Source organism: Chitinophaga sp., assembly GCF_035538455.1.
GTDB lineage: Bacteria > Bacteroidota > Bacteroidia > Chitinophagales > Chitinophagaceae > Chitinophaga.
On record NZ_DATLKJ010000269.1, the window covers coordinates 1 to 19,111 of the forward strand.

Annotated in this window: 12 protein-coding genes and 1 tRNA gene; 9 read left to right on the top strand and 4 right to left on the bottom strand. The window is 46.9% G+C overall.

Features of this window, described 5'->3' with window-relative positions; genetic code table 11:
* Both VM802_RS30595 and VM802_RS30600 read left to right on the top strand, forming a co-directional pair.
* The coding region (locus tag VM802_RS30595; RefSeq protein WP_325538047.1) for an Ig-like domain-containing protein at window positions 1-1,347 on the top strand (1,347 nt) is incomplete at its 5' end.
* Between the two features lie 146 nt (window positions 1,348-1,493).
* Window positions 1,494-3,629, top strand: coding sequence for an Ig-like domain-containing protein (locus tag VM802_RS30600; RefSeq protein ID WP_325538050.1), 2,136 nt, complete (start codon window positions 1,494-1,496; stop codon window positions 3,627-3,629).
* A 74-nt stretch (window positions 3,630-3,703) separates the two neighbouring features.
* Here the strand turns inward: VM802_RS30600 and VM802_RS30605 are convergent, their stop codons facing one another.
* From VM802_RS30605 to VM802_RS30615, 3 genes are all read right to left on the bottom strand, one after another.
* A complete protein-coding gene (locus VM802_RS30605) occupies window positions 3,704-10,567 on the bottom strand; it encodes a LamG-like jellyroll fold domain-containing protein (protein WP_325538052.1) in 6,864 nt (2,287 codons plus the stop codon).
* Window positions 10,568-10,937: 370 nt separating this feature from the next.
* A complete protein-coding gene (locus tag VM802_RS30610; RefSeq protein ID WP_325538054.1) occupies window positions 10,938-12,170 on the bottom strand; it encodes a Bcr/CflA family efflux MFS transporter in 1,233 nt (410 codons plus the stop codon).
* A 55-nt stretch (window positions 12,171-12,225) separates the two neighbouring features.
* On the bottom strand, window positions 12,226-12,807 hold the full coding sequence (locus tag VM802_RS30615) for a Crp/Fnr family transcriptional regulator (RefSeq protein WP_325538057.1): 582 nt from the start codon (window positions 12,805-12,807) through the stop codon (window positions 12,226-12,228).
* 101 nt (window positions 12,808-12,908) lie between these two features.
* Between VM802_RS30615 and VM802_RS30620 the strand changes: the two genes are divergently transcribed.
* From VM802_RS30620 to VM802_RS30630, 3 genes are all read left to right on the top strand, one after another.
* The gene (locus tag VM802_RS30620; protein ID WP_325538059.1) at window positions 12,909-13,841 is read left to right on the top strand and encodes a SphA family protein; all 933 of its coding nucleotides are present in this window, start codon (window positions 12,909-12,911) and stop codon (window positions 13,839-13,841) included.
* 2 nt (window positions 13,842-13,843) lie between these two features.
* The gene (locus tag VM802_RS30625) at window positions 13,844-14,758 is read left to right on the top strand and encodes a DMT family transporter (protein WP_325538060.1); all 915 of its coding nucleotides are present in this window, start codon (window positions 13,844-13,846) and stop codon (window positions 14,756-14,758) included.
* A 15-nt stretch (window positions 14,759-14,773) separates the two neighbouring features.
* Window positions 14,774-14,847, top strand: a tRNA-Pro gene (locus VM802_RS30630).
* Between the two features lie 412 nt (window positions 14,848-15,259).
* Here VM802_RS30630 and VM802_RS30635 read toward each other — a convergent pair.
* Window positions 15,260-15,571 carry a hypothetical protein gene (locus VM802_RS30635; protein ID WP_325538062.1) on the bottom strand — a complete coding sequence of 104 codons (312 nt, stop codon included), beginning with the start codon at window positions 15,569-15,571 and terminating at the stop codon, window positions 15,260-15,262.
* 362 nt (window positions 15,572-15,933) lie between these two features.
* On the opposite strand from VM802_RS30635, the gene VM802_RS32465 reads away from it, so the two are divergent.
* The 4 genes from VM802_RS32465 to VM802_RS30655 all read left to right on the top strand — a co-directional run bounded on the left by VM802_RS32465 (window position 15,934) and on the right by VM802_RS30655 (window position 18,956).
* Window positions 15,934-16,092, top strand: coding sequence for an integrase core domain-containing protein (locus tag VM802_RS32465; RefSeq protein WP_414647148.1), 159 nt, complete (start codon window positions 15,934-15,936; stop codon window positions 16,090-16,092).
* A 754-nt stretch (window positions 16,093-16,846) separates the two neighbouring features.
* Window positions 16,847-17,134, top strand: coding sequence for a type II toxin-antitoxin system RelB family anti-toxin (relB, locus tag VM802_RS30645; RefSeq protein ID WP_325538065.1), 288 nt, complete (start codon window positions 16,847-16,849; stop codon window positions 17,132-17,134).
* 29 nt (window positions 17,135-17,163) lie between these two features.
* Entirely contained in the window at window positions 17,164-18,267 is a 1,104-nt protein-coding gene (locus tag VM802_RS30650; RefSeq protein WP_325538067.1) for an AAA family ATPase, read from the top strand.
* Window positions 18,264-18,956, top strand: a complete 693-nt coding sequence (locus tag VM802_RS30655) for a DUF4276 family protein (protein WP_325538069.1) — start codon at window positions 18,264-18,266, stop codon at window positions 18,954-18,956. Before VM802_RS30650 ends, VM802_RS30655 begins: the two co-directional genes overlap by 4 nt.
* The last annotated feature ends 155 nt before the right edge of the window (window positions 18,957-19,111 follow it).

A 19,111-nucleotide genomic window follows, 5' to 3' on the forward strand; every position in this document is an offset into this window, starting at 1 on the left:
GTTGAAGTTGCCGTACGGCGCGATGAGCGAGCCGCTCATCTTCGTGAGCGACGGCCGCGCGCTGATGATGTTGATGACGCCGCCAAGTTCAGTTTTTTCGGGACACCGTTGTATGATACTTCCTATACGGTTGTCAATAAGGATACAGTTAACACCCCCAATTTTATAGCGCCGCGAACCGCGCAGGCAGATATTTATGTACAGGCGATCAATCCTGTTACCGGATGTAAATCAGATAGTGTACATAAGATCTATAACGTCAATGCTGCCGGGGGCGTACCGATTGTAGACTTCGATAGTGTTACTATCTGCAAATACGACAGTGTCACGCTGCATGCCTACAATACTGTTTTCGCCGGGGCCTTTATGCGTTGGTATGATAAGCCCGTTGGGGGCAACCTGCTGTACACCGGCAGTTACTATAAAGTGAGTCCGGCAGTTACTACGACCTATTATGCTGCCACCTCTATCGTTTGTGAAAATCCGGTGCGCAAACCGGTAAAAGTAACCGTTAAGAAAATACCCGACCCGATTGTATCTTTTACACCTTCTATCACCTGTGGTCCTGTAAAGATTGCCATATTGAATCATCAGCCGGGTTACAGCTATCGCGTGAAGATAAATTATGTATTCCTCTCTCAAACCCTCTTCGATACTTCATTTGTAGTGGTCAACAAAGACACGATCGTGACACCGGATTATTCGCCTACTGTACTTGCACGGGGAAGAACCTATATACAGGCTGTTGACCCTGTCAGCGGATGCCGGTCAGATAGCACATACGCGGAATTTCTCCTTAGTGGCGATGGTGGTGCACCGAATGTAGATGCCGACAGTGTTACTATTTGCAGAGGTGACAGTGTTACGCTGCATGCCTATAATCCCATTAACGATGCCTTTAACACCGTATGGTATGATGCGCCGGTGGGTGGTCATCTCTTGTTTACGGGTAATTATTTCAGGGTAAGTCCTGCCGTCACGACTACTTATTATGTTACCTCCAAGTTGCAATGTGAGTATAAGTTCCGCAGGCCTGTGAAGGTGAAGGTGAATGTTTGTAGCCCGTTACAACAGGACGACGATCATCTCAAAGCGGGTGCAAACAACCTACGGGAACTAAGCGTGTATCCTAACCCAACGAATGGCATTATCCGGTTTACAGTTAAACAAGATCTCTCTGGCAGCCAGGCAATAGTAAGAGACATCAACGGCCGTGAGGTACAAAGGGAAAGGCTGACGCAGAACGGATTTACATTATCATCGCAGCTTTCTCACGGCATTTATTTTATACAGATCATTACCGGCCGGCAGGAAGTATATCGCGGAAAGGTTATTTTAAACAAATAAACATCATCACATGATATAGGTAAAAAAGGCCGCCTCAATATCGTGAGACGGCCTTTTGTTCAACCGCAGGTCCATCAGCCCTGGTAATAGATGTTAATCATGCCATACGCGGTTTTTTATATGATACTCCATAAACCCAAAAACTAATGAAACTTCAATTTTACATGCTGAGAAAGACAGCCGTCTGTCTATTCATGTTGCTATGTCTCCTGGTGAAGCAGGCGAATGCCCAGGTATACGCCAACACAGAGAATAATGGCGTTTCTGGTCTATGCATCGGATGCGGTGTGCTCAACTCCGGGAATGCGGTCACTAACACCAACCTTACAGACTATTCCACCTTTTCTATTACAGTCGGACTATTAGATGTTGCCGTTTACCAGACCCTCATCTTCCCGGCGGCCAGCACAACAGGATGCGATTCCCTGATTATCCGTATTGGCAGCAGTAATGCAGTTCTTTCTGCTGCTATCCTTGGAGGAGTTACTGTTCAGACATTTAATGGAAGTACTCCTAATAATGATGCACAAGCTATCTCCACCAGTATTCTGCGGATACTCCAGGGTAACCAGGATGGGGAGATATTACTAAAGCCTGCACAAACATTTGATCGCGTGAAGGTGACACTGAGCAGCAGTCTTGTAGGCCTGTTATCTTCTTTCCGGATTTATTTTGCTTTACGTAAACCATCAGTAGCGCCTCCCAATGGTACCGACAGCATCACGATCTGTGGCGGGCAGTCAACAATTGTTACCGCTACGGCGGCTCCCGGCAGTACTATTCGCTGGTATAATGCCAGCACCGGTGGTACCCTTCTTGCTACGGGAGGCAGTTATACGGTCACACCTGCTGTTACTACCACTTACTATGCAGAGGCTACCGTTGGTACCTGCAAGAGCGTGCGCAAGCCGGTGAAGGTGATTGTTAATCCCAAGCCAGTGAACCCTGTATACAGTGTGCCACAAGGGTTGACCTGTGAAAGTTTTGGTATTCCTGTTACCAACCATGTGGCCGGAGTGGATTACCGTGTAACCGTTAAGTTCAGTTTTTTCGGTACACCGTTGTATGATACATCCTATACAGTTGTCAATAAGGATACGGTTAATACCCCCTATTTTGTGGCGCCCAGAACGGCGCAGGCAGATATTTACATACAGGCCGTCAATCCTGTTACCGGGTGTAAGTCTGATAGCGTGCATAAGATTTATAACATCAACGCTTCCGGGGGCGTACCGATTGTGGACTTCGACAGTGTTACTATCTGCAAATACGGCAGTGTCACGCTGCATGCCTACAATACTGTTTTCGCCGGGGCCTTTATGCGTTGGTATGATAAGCCTGTTGGGGGCAACCTGCTGTACACCGGCAGTTACTATAAAGTGAGTCCGGCAGTGACAACTACTTATTATGCTGCAACGTCTATCGTTTGTGAAAACCCGGTACGCAAGCCGGTAAAAGTAACCGTTAAAAAAATACCCGACCCGGTTGTATCCGTGACTCCTTCTTTCACCTGTGGTCCTGTGAAGATTGCCATATTGAATCATCAACCGGGTTATAGTTATCGCGTGAAAATAAATTACGTATTCCTCTTCCAGACTATCTATGACACTTCATTTGTAGTGGTCAACAAAGACACGATTGTGACGCCTGATTTTTCGCCTACCGTATTTGCACAAGGAGAAACCTATATACAGGCTGTTGACCCTGTCAGCGGATGCCGGTCAGATAGCACATTCCTGAAGTTTCTCCTCAGCGGGGATGGCGGTGCACCGAATGTAGATGCCGACAGTGTAACAATCTGCAGGGGTGATAGTGTTACGCTGCATGCCTATAATCCCATCAATGATGCCTTTAATACCCTATGGTATGATGCACCGGTAGGAGGCAATCTATTGTTTACGGGGAATTATTTCAAAGTAGGGCCTGCGGTTACCACTACTTACTATGTTACCTCCAAGCTGCAATGTGAGTATAAGTTCCGCAGACCTGTAAAGGTGAAAGTGAATGTTTGTGGACTGCCACAACAGACCGTAAATCATTTCGCCGGAGAATTAAGCGTATATCCTAATCCCACAAGTGGCATTATCCGGTTTACAGTTAAACAAGATCTCTCTGGCAGCCAGGCAATAGTAAGAGACATCAACGGTCGTGAGGTACAAAGGGAAAGGCTTACGCAGAACGGATTTACATTATCATCACAGCTTTCTCATGGCATTTATTTTATACAGATCATTACCGGCCAGCAGGAAGTATATCACGGAAAGGTTATTTTAAACAGATAGCGATCATCATGGTAAAAGTAAAAAGGCCGCCTCAATTGATGAGACGGCCTTTTGCTTTATACAGATGGTCGGTCTTATAATCGTATTATCTTCAACGTTACTACCTGTCCGTCTATGATCAGCTGTATAAAGTAGATACCCTGCGGTTGTGCGCTGATATCCACTCTTTGCTGTGTAGAGGTGTTGCCTTGCAATGCCTGTACGTATACGGGTATGCCCTTGCTATCCAGCACTTTCAGGGTGCCGCTGCGATAGGCTACCTGTGGCAGTGTTACATAGAAGCTGCCAAGGGTTGGGTTCGGGAAAGCCGATACACTTTTCATGGCAGCAGTGAGTGCAGTGTGTGCAGATGTAGCGGAGGTATCTGCCGGAGCGTTGCCTCTGCCACACGGACCTACTTTACTCCAGGGGCCCTGGCCATTCCGCTGTGGTGTTGTTCCTGTAACATTTTGCAGTGCCACATACACAAACCCGTTGCAGGTAACGCGGTCGCCTTTGATATAGGCTTTGGCGGCAGACCAGTCAGGATCTGTGCAGTCGTGCGGGTTGTTCACCCAGATAGTTACAGGCGTGGAGATACTTACAGCGCCTGCATTATCCGTAGCTCTGGCGGTGATTGCATAGCTACCGGTGGATACTGGTCCCCAGGTGATGGTATAAGGCTGGGCAGCCGTTTCACCTATCTTCATATTACCTGCAAAGAATTCCACTTTTCTCACTGTTCCATCTGCATCGAAGGCGGTGGCACTAACGGTAATAGCTGTACGACCAAAGGATTCATTGGTAGCCGGTTGTATGATTTGTACAAAAGGCTGCTGGTTAGTAGCCGTTGTGATGGCGAGTTGCCGTGCACCGGAGAGACCAGTGTCTATACGGAAGCTGACGTTTGCACTGTCCTGCCAGCCGTTGACGGTGACAGTATCCCAGGTATTGCCGTAGGTGTTGAAGGCGCGCCTGTGCAGCACAAAGTTGCGCGACGGGTCCTGTTGCCGGCGTACGATGATATTTCGCAGACCTGTTAGTTTGCGGTCGCCGCTGAACTGGTGCAGAATCCACAGCGGAGCCGTGTTGATAGAATGGTCTGGCAGTGTATTCAGTTTACTCACCATAATGGTGGCGGCGCTGTCTACTGCGGCACGTAGTCCGAGTTGCGCGTAGTCCAGCGTGGTAGCTGCCGTTGCTGTCAATGTCTGGCTGCTGCCTGCTCCTACGGGAACGGTGGAAGCCACGGTAGTTACATTGCCATTGATTGCTGCCACATAATGATTGGCGGTTACGTCTGTAACATAACCAGGTTGTGCACCCTGGAACTGGAGATATACTTTCAGTCCTGCTTCGTTGCCTTTCAGCGTGAGGTGCATGTTCTCGCGTATATCTTGTTCTGTGCGGGCCACAGACCACATTCTGAATTCGTCGAGGTCACCGTCGAGGGTGTTGCCATTGTCATCGCCGATGCGGAAGCTGTTCCATAATGGCGGGAAGCTGGAAGCAGTTTTGCTGTCGGCCAGCACGCCATCGCGGTAGATCTTGGCCTGACCGTTGTCGAACGTATAGGCGTAATGGTGCCATGTGTCCGGATCACTGTAGGCGCCGGGTACTTCCATGCGTGAATTGCTGTTGTTGGCTACGCCGATGCTCATGCTGCCGTTGTTGTTGCCATGAGCGAGGAATGATCCCCATCCATTACCGAAGGACTGGTTCCAGTCTTTCGATGAACGGGTGCGGAGCCACCATTCAATAGTGAAGGAAGTTGGTTTCCAGTTCAGGCCGGTGATGTCGAGATAGCCGTTGTTGCCGTTGAACTGGAAGGCTTGTCCTGCCAGCGTATCCGGTGATGTTACTGCCAGTCTGTTGATGGCCAGCTGACCAAAACTATTCCAGTTATTGGTGCTGTCAATCGTGAACACTAACTGGTTGTTGCTGATGTTGGTGCTCCTGGCTTTCGGCGCCCAGGTATTACCGACATCGTTGAACTTGCGGCTGTAAGCGCTGTAGATTGCGCTGGTTGTGGTATCAGTACCAGTTTGAGTAAGACTGTCCAGCAGCACTTGTGTCAGCCCGGTGAAGGTAGCGTTGGCGCCGTAGTTGCGGATTACCCAGTAGGCGTTGCCGATAGGAGCAGGTGTGATGCTTACATCCGGTTTAGCCTGTAACCTTGAGATTACCACTTCTCCGGATGGATTGGAACCATTGCCGAAGGCAAGGCCTATACCGGTTTGTCCAAACAGCGTATAGCCGTCTGCGGTAATTGTTTTGGTCTGGCTCACGCCCTGTGCTACCGGAACAGCGGAAGTTACGCGTACGGCATCACCGGAACGTCTTATGCGGTATGCGTTGTCTGATACATCCACTACACCGTTTTCAGCGTCCTGGAACTGGAGATATACTTTCAGTCCGGGTTCGCTGCCTTTAAGGGTGAGGTGCATGTTTTCCCTGATCTCCTGTTGAGTTCTGGCTACAGACCACATTCTGAATTCTTCCATTTCCCCATCTATGGAGTTACCATCGGAAGCGCCTATACGGAAGGTGTTCCACATGGGCGGGTAAGCGGAGGAAGGCTTGCTGTCTTTCAGCACACCGTCGCGATAGATCTTCGCTTCACCGTTTTTAAAGGTATAAGCGTAATGGTGCCAGGTATTCAGGTCACTGAATGCGTTGGCTACCAGCAGGCGTGAGCTGGTGTTGTTAGCTACGCCGATGTTGAGACCAGCGGTGTTATCGGCATGTACCAGGAATGATCCCCAGCCGTTACCGATAGACTGGTTATAGTTTTTAGCAGATTTGGCTTTATGCCACCATTCGATGGTGAACTCTTTCGGCTGCCAGTTGAGATTGTCTATATCGAGGTAATCACCGTTGCCATCAAAGCTCATGGATTTTCCGGCGGTGGTTTCCGGTGTAACGGCCTGCTGCCTTACGTAGGTTCCTGCCAGCGTTTTAGCGCCGGTTGTTACGGTGATGTTACCGCTGAAGATACCGGCTGATACGGGTGCAAAGCGTGCATATACTTTCACATCCTTCACGGCGCCGTTCACCGGAGCGATGCTGAACTGTTTGCTGTATGCGCTGTCGCTGTAGCGGGATACGAGGAACCCGTCGGGCGCGCGTACGACTAGTGTATCTGTGATATTGACACCGGAAAGACTAAACGAAACAGGGGCTGTCACCGCGCCGGTCCTGGCATCTGTCAGGGTAAGCGTGTCCGCGCTGCCGGCAGCAAAGGCGCTGTCGATATATACCGGGAGCAGCTGCGTATAGGCTTTCTGGTTGTTGAAGGTGATGGTCTGTTGCGTTGTGTCAACTGATGACGCCAGGGCTACAAAACCCCATTTGCCGGCGGCATAGGGTTGTTTGCCCATCAGTACTATTTTAGCCGGATTCAGGCCCTGTAATGAGTGGTCAGCTTTCAGCGTCACATTCATATCGAGGTTACCGGTTCCATAGCGATGGCCTATCCAGTAGCCGTTGGCCAGCGGAGTGTATACGGTGGGGAGTCCACCTTTGTTGTAGTTGTTCAGCGCCATGCTGCTGATGGCCAGCGCTGCGGCGTTTTGCTGGTTATACGCAAAGGCAGCGCCTCCGGAAGTGAAGCCTGCAGCAGGTTCTGTGAACGTAGCAGTAGCGCCTGGTCCGACAGGGATGGTAGCAGGTATTTTCGCAGGCCCGTTACTGATCGTCAGTTCCTGGCGGCTCACTGCTTCATATACCTGTGGGCCGAAATCATCGAAGTTGGTATAATACAGGAGTCCTGTTTCATTACCAGCCAGTGGGTGATGCATCATCTTCCGCACCTGGTCAGCAGTGAGGGCGGTGTTCCACACGCTTATTTCATCCAGTTGTCCTTGTAGTTTGGTGCCATTCCATGTACCGAAATTGATGGCGCTGGCTTTGGTATCGAGTGTAACTGCCCAGGTAGATTGCAATGCGCCGTCGTAGTAGAAGCTCAGCTGTGTACCATTGTATACGAGGGCAAAGTGGTGCCATTCACCTTTACTGTCGGGCAGTGTGAAGTCCTTGTTGTTGTTCCAGAGCTGCACGCGCCAGCTGTTGTCGCTGGTGAGCGTACGGAGTGAGAACTCGCCGTAGGTGGTACCGGTAGCGCCGGTGAAGAACAGGCCGCCGTTGTTGAAGGCGTCGGCTCTGGCCCAGAGGGCAATCGTACGCGGCTTCGCGCCGATGAAGGCATTGTTGTTGCCTACAACGAGCGACTCGTTGCCGGTAAATTGCATCGCAAAGCCGGGAGCGGGTTGCAGCTGACGGTCATCTCCATAAATATCCTGCCCGTTGACTTTGCCCTTGAGGCGGTAATGCCAGGTGCTGTCGCCGGTAAGCGTAATGGCAGCATACTGTTGTACCGCTATATCATTGATCCCGGTGAAAGTGCCTGGTATGGCCACTTGTGAGCCGTAGGTGGTAGTGGGGCCATATTCAAAAAAGATGTTGTCTATCGTTTGCCCGTGCGGGTTAATAATGCCCGTAAGCAGCGAAGTATCTTTCCTGATATGTTGTGCAATGCCTGTGTAGAAGTTATTGCAACGATAAGCACCTTTCTCTTTTTTGAAGGCGATGGTGCGCAGTCCTTCTTCACCGTTTAATCCTATCGCCCTTACTGCGAGCCATTCTTCTTTTGAAGAATCGGTGGCTATGGTCATTACGGTATCTGTAGTTCTGCCTATTGGCTCCATGTATTTTTCACCAAGACGGAATACTTCATACTCTTTGGTTTGTGCAGTTTTGTTCCAGCGTACCTGCATCTGATCGGCGCAAACCCAATCTGTCTTCAGGTTGGCAGGAATGGGGAAGATGCTGAATGGTTTTGACGTATCAGCCTGACTGCCGCGTTTAATACGAACGAGGTATTTGCCGTATGCGGCGGGCATTGACCATTTATACGCCCTGCTGGCAGCAGGAATACCAGTAGTGATGGATGTCCAGCTGCTGCCGTTGTTGGCACTGTATTCCAGGTCGAAGGTGCCTGACGTACCGAAAGCATCCCAGCGGACGTATTCCTGGCCGCCTGGTTTCAGCGATTCTCCACCTATGGGGAAGGTCATTACTACTTCGTCTTTCACAAACTCATAGACGATATAAAACTCCTGTGTACCCTGTGGTACCTGGTAACCGGAGATATTGATCGTATAGTCGCCGGTGTTAGGATCGTCGATAGTGACTTGTTCGGTATTGTTCAGGTGATCTTCTTTGCGCGTGGGCGGGAGGTTGAGCTTCGCCGGATCGGGTGTGGTGTCCAGCACCCAGGGGAGGGTCGCTGTTCCGCCGGGACTGCTCACGGTCAGGTCAAGGTCGTTCACCAGGGCGCGTGCAGCACCGGGAGAGGCTTCATAGTCTGTCCAGTAGAGCATCACGCGTAGTTGTTTGGTGCCTGTGGGAACGGTAACGGTGAAGTTTTTACTGCCCTGTTGCGCCATGCTGTCGGTGATGAACTGTTGTTTCCGGATTACCTGGTAAGCTCTTCTTACATTAGGACGGCCATAGCCTGTTTTGAAGTCGATACCGGGATTGTATATATCGTCGGCGGTATTCATGAGTACCGCTTTCAGCAGACCTGACTTCAGGGTGTTGCTGTTGGTTTCTGTTTTATAGGCATCGTAGAGAATGGCCATGATACCGGCTACTTTGGGGGCTGCGAACGAGGTGCCTTCAGATCCTTCTATGGAAAGCTCCGGTTTCACGCGGCCATCGTAGGCGGGGCCTTTACAGGTCCAGTCGTAGAATACATCCTCATAGTTGGTGCCACTGACTACCAGCAGGTTTTTGGCGTGTTTGGGCTGGCCGGTAAGGTTACCCCAGCCGGGAATGCCGTTGTACATACCACCGCGTGTAGTGTCGCCGCCGGAATTGCCGGAAGAGTATACCAGCATAGCTTCCGGGCGGGTACGGATAAGGCGGTCGTGCTCATTGGATTCGCCGTTGTAGCCACCGGTAGTTCCCCAGCCGTAGCTCATATTTACGATACGCAATTTGGTGGCGTTGTCGTAGAGATCGAAGAGGTTGCCTCCGCCCATCGACAGGATGTTGGCGCCCCAGGCGTTGGAGCGCGTGGACGGGTCGATGTTGCCGGCGCTTCCCAATCTGAAGGCACAGCCTGTGGCGTGACTCCCGGGACCGCCGGGTTCACTGGTTTTTACCGTAAGGCGGCCTGCATAGTCAATGTTGTCATTTACACCATCGCCTTCACGCACCATCGTGGTGATGCCTTTACCGTTATACGTGATACCATTGTAACCGCTGTTAATCACATTGGAGCGACCGAAATTATTCTGATCGTATTCCGGTTCAGGCGGTGGTGGTGTGGGGGCGATGAACTGCACCTGCTTCTCTGCGGTGAGTGTGCCCAGCAGGCTAACGGGAATGGTTATATGAATAATCCGGGAACCAGGTTCAAGCGGCTTCACTGATGCGCCGTATTGTGCCAGCCGGGAAACCAGTGCGTTCAGGTCTGCGTTGGCGAAAGCAGTAACGTCCAGCTGAAGTATGCCGTTATTATAGGCATAGGCAGGATAGCTACCACTCAGCAGTTCCGGTGCGAGTTTCAGGGTACTGTCGATGTCCAGCACTGCCCTTACCTGTAGCTGATTGAGGCGCTGCGGGTTAACGTCTTTTGAGAACCAGGCGTAGTAGGCGTAGTTAGGAAAGTAATCCAGCAACTCTATACCATATTGCCGGTATTCATTTTTTTTACTTTCAGGAGGAATGTCGAAGAATTGCAGCAGATAGTACTGCTGGCCTGGAAATGCCTTTGTGAGGGGATTCTGGCCGACGGCTTCCGCGATTTTGTTTTTCACACCGGCTGGTGGCGCCTTCTTACCATTGACATGCAGGATGTCGTAGTTTTTGCGGCCACCAGGTTGCACCTGCGCCAACGAGCTGCCATACAGGCCCGAGACGGCAAGATACAGGAGGAGTAACGTTTTTTTCATTGCAAACTGATTTTGGTTTAAAGAGGTAACTATTGTTTTAACATGGATAGTACTACAGCCGGCTACCAGGATTACTGCTGCGTGTTTCGGATTTTCGGGAAGAGCATTAATGGCACGGGAACAGGATACGGAATTACACAGTACGGGCTACACTTTATTTAGGCCAGGAATTGCTCTATTGATTTTTCATTGTTCGTTTATCTAAGCAGTTCTATTTACAACGCAGATTTTGGTAGTGACCAAATATACAGAATAAATTTATTTTATGTATAGGGAGATTTTCCGGGGGAAATGATTGCAGTATATCTGTTGATGTTACAGAGAAGAAAACCTTCCTCCCCCGTCATAGGAGGAGAAGGAAGGGAAGATGTTATTTTACGGTTACAGTTGTTGCAGGCTGTTGTGTTCTGTTCACCAGCATAATCCCCAAACCTACCACGCCCATCACCAGGTAGCTGTAACCAAGTGTCTGCTGGGAATTCGCGCCGATAATACTGGCGATACCATAGCTCATTACGGAAGTGATCATATATGCCATGCCGCCGGTGAGTCCTCCGGCCATACCAGCCATACGGGGAAAGCGGCTGAGGCTGTAGGCGAAATAGTTGTTGAAGATGAAACCTGCCGTTACATGAATGGAGAAGGCGAAGAGTATCATGCTCCAGATGTTGTTCAGCAAAGGAGTGGTAGTGATCATGGCGATGATCAGTATGATTTGTATGATACAGGCTTTGCGCAGTTTGGGAAGGAATTCTTTCCGGATCATTGCTTTCCCCAGGAATCCGCCACACATCCAGGCCAGGCCCATCACGAGTGACGCGTAGCCGGCTACTACCGGTGAGTATCCCATCTGGTGTTCAATGATGAAGGGTCCGGACAGGCCAAAGATCATCGTGATGCCATATGAGAGGCCAAGCATGATCAATCCATATACGAAATCGGCCGCACGCAGCATTTCGCCATAATTACGAAGGATAGGGCGGAGTTGCAGGGGATGGTAGTGTTCAATCGTTTCTCCGGAAAAAATATATTCAAGTACCAGCAATAAAGTACAGTAACCAGCCAATACAAAAAAGTTGGCGCGCCAGTTGAAATGCGCTTCAAGATAACCGCCGATGAATGGCGCAATAATGGGTGCTGAGGACCATACGATGGTCATGATGCTGAGATAATGTTTTTGTTTCTCGCCCTTATGCACGTCTACAAAGAAGGCTCTCTTCGATACTACTATCATACCTGTGCAAATGCCCTGTACAATGCGCATGGCGCATATCACGACTATGTTGCCGGAGATGGCGGTGATGATAGCAGAGATGCTGAAGATAAAGAGGGCGGCCATACACAGGCGGTAGCGGCCGAAAGAGTCGAGGAAGCTGCCGGCTATCAGTTGTGCGCAGCCATAGCTGACAAGGAACAATGACAGTGTCAGTTGTATGTTGCTTTCCCGGACACCGAGGCCGGTGGCCATGTGGGGCATGGAGGGCAGGTAAATGTCGGTGGCAAGGCCGGAAACCGGTATCAGTGCGAAGGCCAGTAGTGTGGCGATGGATCTGTGCTGTTCTGGTAGTCTTTTTGACAGGCTGAAGGTACTTTTCTGTTGCATTGTTTCATTGGTTATTAATCTCCGACAAAATAATTTCCGCTTTATATATAAATGATCATCCTTTCTTCAGTACCTGTGTCCGTACAGTATTGAAGAATTCAGGTGTGAGGCCAAGGTAAGATGCGATATACTTCTGAGGAATACGCCTGTCGAATTCCGGATACTTCTCTCTGAAGCGACGGTAACGCTCCTCAGCTGTGAGCTGGTGGGCTTGCAGCAGACGGTCCTGGTATACAGCAGTGGAGTGTTGAAACAGCTTGCGATAGAAGTGTTCCATGCAAGGAACACGTTTCAGGAATGCTTCCAGGTTATCGTCGCTGATAAGGAACACTTCTGCATCTTCCAGCGCCACCACTTCATATCGCGATGGCGTTTTGAATGTTCTGCTGTAAAGATCGGATATCCACCAGTCTTCTATGGCGAGATATATGGTGTGTTCCGTGTCTTCTGCGTCCCTGAAGAAAGTACGGAAGCTGCCTTTGTTGATGTATCCTTCATGGCGGCATAGTTCGCCAAACCGGATGAGATGTGATCTTTTTTTAACCTGCTTTACTTCCAGCAGTGAGCAGAAATCAGCGGCTTCCTCCCCGGTCAGAGTAACATGGCGGGCAATATTCTTCAGTATATTATCGAACATGGTTTTCCCTGATTTCCTGAGGTGTATTTATTTTCTAAAGGTACCTTAATTTTTTGAAGCGTTGGCACCCGCTAATTTTGGCAAATAAACCTAAGCTGAACATGTGGCTGCGCAATATAATAACCGCAACATCGCTCTTTTTACTGACAACATTTACCGGCGCTGCGCAGGACCCTTCGCTGCCCGCCACTAACCTGGGTATGGCCAATATGCAGGACGGCGTGTCACCGGGACCTGGTCTTTATTATGTGCATTATCTTCAGATATATCAGCCGCAGCGGCTGAACGATGTAAAGGGACGGGAGCGACATGGTGTTGCCGAGATCAGTTCTTTGTTGTCTATGCATCAATTTATTTATGAGTCATCTGTCAGGGTATTTGGTGGCAACCTCGCATTCAGTGCCCTGCTGCCGGTAGTGAAATTGTCTGCCGGGAAGGGAGGATCTGCACCATCAGTTAATCCGGGTGTTATTGGCGGTCTCATATTCGGACCGGTAGTGCAGTGGTCCAACAGGAAACTGTTTGGCATGGCTTACTGGCACAGGGTAGAGGTTGACTTGTCGGCGCCGCTGGGTGCTTATAATCCACAGTATGATGTGAATCCTTCATCGAGGTTTTATACACTTACCGGTTATTATGCCTTCACGTTATTCCCTGCAAAGAATTTCAGCATCAGCACGCGTAACAATTTCAACTACAACTTCAGAAAGATCGGTACAGATGCACGCTCCGGTATGTTTTACAACATCAATTTCTCTGCAGAGCAGCGTATTGTCAGTACCCTGCGCGCCGAAGTGGCGGGCTATTATCTGAAGCAGCTTGCACAGGATGATTTCCGCGGCGATCATCAGTATTATCAGCGCACCTACGGTATCAGTGATACACGTGAACAGGTACTGGCGATAGGCCCTGGCATCAGCTACGTCACTAAAGGCGGACTGGCAGCGGAGTTGAAGGTGTTCTTTGAAACGGCTGCCAGGAACCGGCCCGAAGGCGTGCGGCCCACCTTGAGAGTAGCCTATAAAATAAAATGAGCATGAATAAAGGAAAGGCAGTAGCTTTTGTAGCAGGAGGTGCTGTAAGCTTCGGCATACTTAGCACCTTCGTAAGGCTTGCGCAGCACGACGGATATGACATCCCTTCCATTACTTTCTCACAGGTGCTGACGGGCACCGTATTGGTGGCATTACTGAACCTGCTGCCGCAGCAGCAGTGGGAGGGGAGCAGGTCGTTCACCCTTGCGGAGAAGGGGAAGGTAATGCTGCACGGTTGTTGTGTAGGAATGATCAGTACTTTTTATTTTTTGTCTATACGCTATGGTGCTGCCTCCACCAGCATTGTACTGTTGGCGCAGTCGGTATGGATGGGTATCTTACTGGAGTGTATCCTTACCCGTAGTTTTCCATCTGCATTGAAAGCCGGGGCTGTAGTGGTGATACTTGCCGGCACTATACTGGCTACCGGGATATTGCACAAGGGGGCGTCTATAAGTGCAGCCGGTGTGGGTTTCGGGCTGCTGGCCGCGGTGGCTAATACCATCTCTGTTTATTGTTCCGGGCGAATTGTCGTGAACAAATCGCCGCTACGCCGGACGCTCTGGCTGAGTCTTGGTTGCCTTGCAGCCGTATCGCTGGTATGGGGTGGTACGCTCTGGCAGCATTTTGATGTAGAGATTCTTTGGCAATGGGGATGGATATTGGCGGTTGCTGGTATGGTACTGCCACCGCTGTTGTATGTCAGGGGTATGCCTGTTATTGGCGTGGGGTTGAGCAGCATCGTCACTTGCCTGCAGATCCCCGCTGCCGCAGTATTTGCCTACCTTGTATTACAGGAAGAAGTGAGTGGCTGGCAATGGGTGGGTATCATCCTCATTACAGGAGCTATTGTTGTGATGAATACGGGGTTACCTGGAGTAAAGAAAAATTTGGCACAAATTGAAAAAGGTTATTAAATTCATGCTCCCACACGGGATGTAGCGCAGCCCGGTAGCGCGCTTCGTTCGGGACGAAGAGGCCGCTGGTTCGAATCCAGTCATCCCGACTTGACAGGATGGTGTCAAAGCCATCCTGTCTTTTTATTTTTTTCACAATCGCTGTTCAGATTTACAAAGAGGGCAAATACTTCACTGATTTTTGAGGTTAAAAATATGCCTTTTCCCATACTGTAATACACACCTTGAGGAAATATTAATTTTTGTAGTTTTTTTGGGATGGGAGATGGAATTCCATACAGTAGCGAGATTTGCGAGATATAGCTATGACATTTTCCAAATACTCTGAAAGGTTCGAACTGCTAATTCAACACGACGTAGGTGTTGTAATAGACATACCAGAACGTGGAATGGCTGTGCAGATGAGGAGGTATAACAAGGGTGGGGAAATTGAGGTGTTTCCTATGGCGGCGTAATTAACCAACCGGGAATGTAAGGACACTCCCAGTTGATTATCCATTATTAAAAATGTGGAATTTCTTCATTCACTTTCGCAAGAATTAACTCGATTAAGTCATCTGCCAATTTTCCGGATGTGTATTCATACTTGTCTGTCATATTACCGTTCTCATCTTTAGTTTTGAAGGTTGATTTGAACCGCCATTTACCTTCATGCTGCACTAATTCGGGATGGATGGGCAATTGCAGTTCTGGATTGAAACTACTGTGTATAGAAATATTTCTGACAATGGGCTTTTGTCCATCATAATCTAGGTCGAATTGAACCTCGATACCACCTTCCTTTACGTCATGTTGAAATCTGATGTGTTTCATATTAATTGTTTTGACACTAAGCTAACAAACGGATTTCTGGTAAATGTTAATCACTTCTTAATTCCTAATATTTTTAGCCCGGTGAAATTTTTCTTGTGAGCTTAGTCAATTCTTAAAAAGGTGAGTATAATCTCTCCTGGTAACAGCAAGCTGTGATTTGAAAAAAAAAATTGGCACGCAGCAGAAGTTGTATGGTTTTAGGAAAGCCACAATTTATGGATAATAATATAAGTGAAGATGGGTTGTACCCCGTCTTTTAGTTTAAGATATAGGATTGGAGGAGAGTGTCACTGTCCCTTTTACTAGGGATGTTGTAGGGGAACGGATAACGTGCCTGAATCTACTTTCGATTATTTTGAACAATGGCTCAACACTTACGGCATCAGACTACAATATATCAGGTTGGAAGACCAATGAAAAACGGATATATTGAACGTTTCAACCGCCTTTGCAGAGAAATTGTACTGGACGAATACATATTCGAAGATCTTCATCAGATAAAGGAATTGACAGTCACTTGAATAGATGAGTACAATCAACGAAGGCTGCATGAATCTTTGAATAATCTCACACTATATGAGTGGACAATGCGACTTCAGGAGATGGAAAAAAATCAAATAACCGCCGCCACTTAAATGGGGTACTTACACCTCCATTATAGATTACAAACTCTTTGGAAGCCTTTAAAGTCTTCAGAAATGAGTTCGGCAATTGTCCTGCTCACCCTGACAATTTTTTTTAAACTAAAGAACCCGATCTCAGAGCGGATTCTTTAGTTTAAAAAAATGTATTATTCCCACCCCAGAATATTAAAATTCAATATAGTAAAGGATTTGCTAAGGTTTGAATCCAGCTAGGTTCACTTCTTATGAAAAACCGTATTGTGTAAGATTAACGACAATTTTAATACCTCAATAGTGATAGTGAATTATGGTACAGCATTTTGATGAGATGCTATCCTGATAAGGAATCTTTTGAAAAATGACACTGAAATTCTTCGTAGTTTTCTAGGTTGTGGACAGTATAATGAAGAACAAGTTGTTTAGGTTGGAAACAATGATAAAGAAGCTGGTCGATATCATGTACGATATATACATGTGTCAACAGGCCCTGGACACTTTTTTACGTTCGTAAACATGCTATTAAACCCAATCCTACTGGCTAAATCGCTTTTTAAGCGGCACCATATGAGCTTCGTTTTATTACTTTTACAGACAACATTGAAAATAAGGAGTATATTTGACCAATTTAGGACAAGATTAAAATAGGTTAACTATGTTAGGAGAGAAACTAAGAGAATTGCGGGAAGCAAAAGGATTAGTTCAAAGACAGGTGGCTGCTGAGTTGCAAGTTGATACTGCCTACATCAGTAAGATGGAAAATAGTGAAAAACCCATTAGCCGTTTACATTTGAAAAAATTATCCAAGATTTATACGGTTAACGAAGCCGATTTATTATCCCTTTGGCTTGCTGACAAAATTCTGCAAGTAATAGAAGATGAAAAATATGCCAATGAAGCATTAATGATTGTTCAGAATAGAATAAGTACAAAAAAGGAATAAATATTGAAAATAATTTAAAAGAGGGTGTTATGTCAGATATAAAACTAAAATCTTTTACTATTAAGGGATATAAAAGTATAAAATCTATTGAGAATTTTAAAACTTGCCCTATTAATATTCTTATTGGTCCTAATGGTGCAGGTAAAAGTAATTTTATTTCTTTTTTCAAGTTTCTGAGCTGGATGCTTAATTCAGATGGGAAATTGCAAGAATACGTTGCATATTTGGGAGGTGCAAATGATATTTTACATGATGGTGCTGATGTTACAAAAAGCATAGATGCGTATATTGAGTTAGAGACCTTATCAGGTATTAATGAATATCAGTTTAGCTTAATGTTTGCTAAACCTGACAAGTTAGTTTTTAAAGAAGAAAAATATCGATTTGCTAGAAAAGGAGTTCATACGGAACCCAAATGTAGTTCATGCGGTGTAGGACATGATGAGGCGCAATTGCCGGCGGTTACTAATACAACAGCAGCTACAATTTTAAGTTTATTAAAGAAATTAATTGTATATCAATTTCATAATACTAGCGATACTGCTCCTATGCGCTTAAAATGGTCAGTAGCCGATGGACGATGGTTGAAACAGAATGGAGAGAATTTAGGTAGTTTTTTATATCGTTTGCAACGTAATGAAAAACCTTATTATCAACGAGTAATAAAATATATCAGATTAGTGCTTCCATTCTTCGATGACTTTGAGTTATACGAGGAGTTTGGTCAAGTCCTTTTAAAATGGAAAGAAACGGGTACAAATAAAATTTTTAATGCAGGCCAAGCATCTGATGGTATGCTAAGAACAATTGCTTTGATAAGTCTTTTAGCTCAAAATCCAAAAGACTTACCATCGGTTTTATTTTTAGATGAGCCGGAATTAGGTTTGCACCCAAGCGCGATAGATGCAGTTGCTGGTTTAATTAAAGCAGCGTCTTCTCATTGTCAGGTTTTTGTGGCTACTCAATCGATTAGTCTTGTAAATAATTTTGAACTGGATGATTTGGTTGTAATTGATCGAAAAGGAAGAAGTTCTGAGTACCATAGACCGGATATTGGAAGTTTGCAAGTTTATTTGGAGGAATTTTCTACAGGTCAAATTTGGGAGAAAAACATAATAGGAGGTCGCCCATGAAGTATTTGAATATAATTGTGGAAGGTAGCACTGAAGAAGCATTTGTAAATGATGTATTAGTGAAGCATTTTGCATCATTAGATATTTTTGTTTCTGTACGTAAAATACAAACAGGTTGGGACAGAATTTGCAATAGACCAGCAAAAGGTGGATTACTCAAATATATAAAATTTCGTAATGATGTATTAAGATGGATACAATCGGATAAGAATCATACTCAGTTTTGGTATACTAGTATGCTTGATTTGTATGCTTTCCCTACGGATAGTGAAAGTCCATACACTGCAGCTATACAAGCATTTGCTAATCCCTATGAAAAAATCAGAGCTTTGGAGTCTGCCATTGCAGAAAATATTGGTTATTCCCGATTTATTCCTTATGTGCAATTACACGAATTTGAAGCATTTGTTTTAGTTGACCCTGATAGATTGATTACAATGTATCCCGACGCACAGAGCGGCATAAAATCCTTGAAGAGGGATATTGGAAATGTGAGGCCGGAAGAAATTAATGAGTCTCATCAAACCGCACCGTCAAAGAGAATTATTAAATATTTACCAGCTTATGAAGGTCAGAAAGCGCAAGTTGGTCCCTTAGTAGCGGAAGATATTGGATTAGGAGAGTTGCGAAACAAATGCCCACATTTTAATGAATGGATAACTAAGCTAGAAGGTATTAGGTTAGCATAGCCCACAATAAACAAAGCATTACACGATAAAGGAGCATTTATTAGTTTAAAGAACTGCCAAGTAGTATACAAGATGAAATAATCTGCAGTTGCAACAGTATCTTGCATCTGACGAAGCCCCGGAAGAGGTGATTGAACACCTATATACAGTATATG

Bases quoted from the DNA above. Each gene is read 5' to 3' on its own strand.
- VM802_RS30600 (WP_325538050.1), top strand. From the start codon at position 1,494: ATGAAACTTCAATTTTACATGCTGAGAAAGACAGCCGTCTGTCTATTC.
- VM802_RS30605 (WP_325538052.1), bottom strand. From the start codon at position 10,567: ATGAAAAAAACGTTACTCCTCCTGTATCTTGCCGTCTCGGGCCTGTAT.
- VM802_RS30610 (WP_325538054.1), bottom strand. From the start codon at position 12,170: ATGCAACAGAAAAGTACCTTCAGCCTGTCAAAAAGACTACCAGAACAG.
- VM802_RS30615 (WP_325538057.1), bottom strand. From the start codon at position 12,807: ATGTTCGATAATATACTGAAGAATATTGCCCGCCATGTTACTCTGACC.
- VM802_RS30620 (WP_325538059.1), top strand. From the start codon at position 12,909: ATGTGGCTGCGCAATATAATAACCGCAACATCGCTCTTTTTACTGACA.
- VM802_RS30625 (WP_325538060.1), top strand. From the start codon at position 13,844: ATGAATAAAGGAAAGGCAGTAGCTTTTGTAGCAGGAGGTGCTGTAAGC.
- VM802_RS30635 (WP_325538062.1), bottom strand. From the start codon at position 15,571: ATGAAACACATCAGATTTCAACATGACGTAAAGGAAGGTGGTATCGAG.
- VM802_RS32465 (WP_414647148.1), top strand. From the start codon at position 15,934: ATGGCTCAACACTTACGGCATCAGACTACAATATATCAGGTTGGAAGA.
- relB (WP_325538065.1), top strand. From the start codon at position 16,847: ATGTTAGGAGAGAAACTAAGAGAATTGCGGGAAGCAAAAGGATTAGTT.
- VM802_RS30650 (WP_325538067.1), top strand. From the start codon at position 17,164: ATGTCAGATATAAAACTAAAATCTTTTACTATTAAGGGATATAAAAGT.
- VM802_RS30655 (WP_325538069.1), top strand. From the start codon at position 18,264: ATGAAGTATTTGAATATAATTGTGGAAGGTAGCACTGAAGAAGCATTT.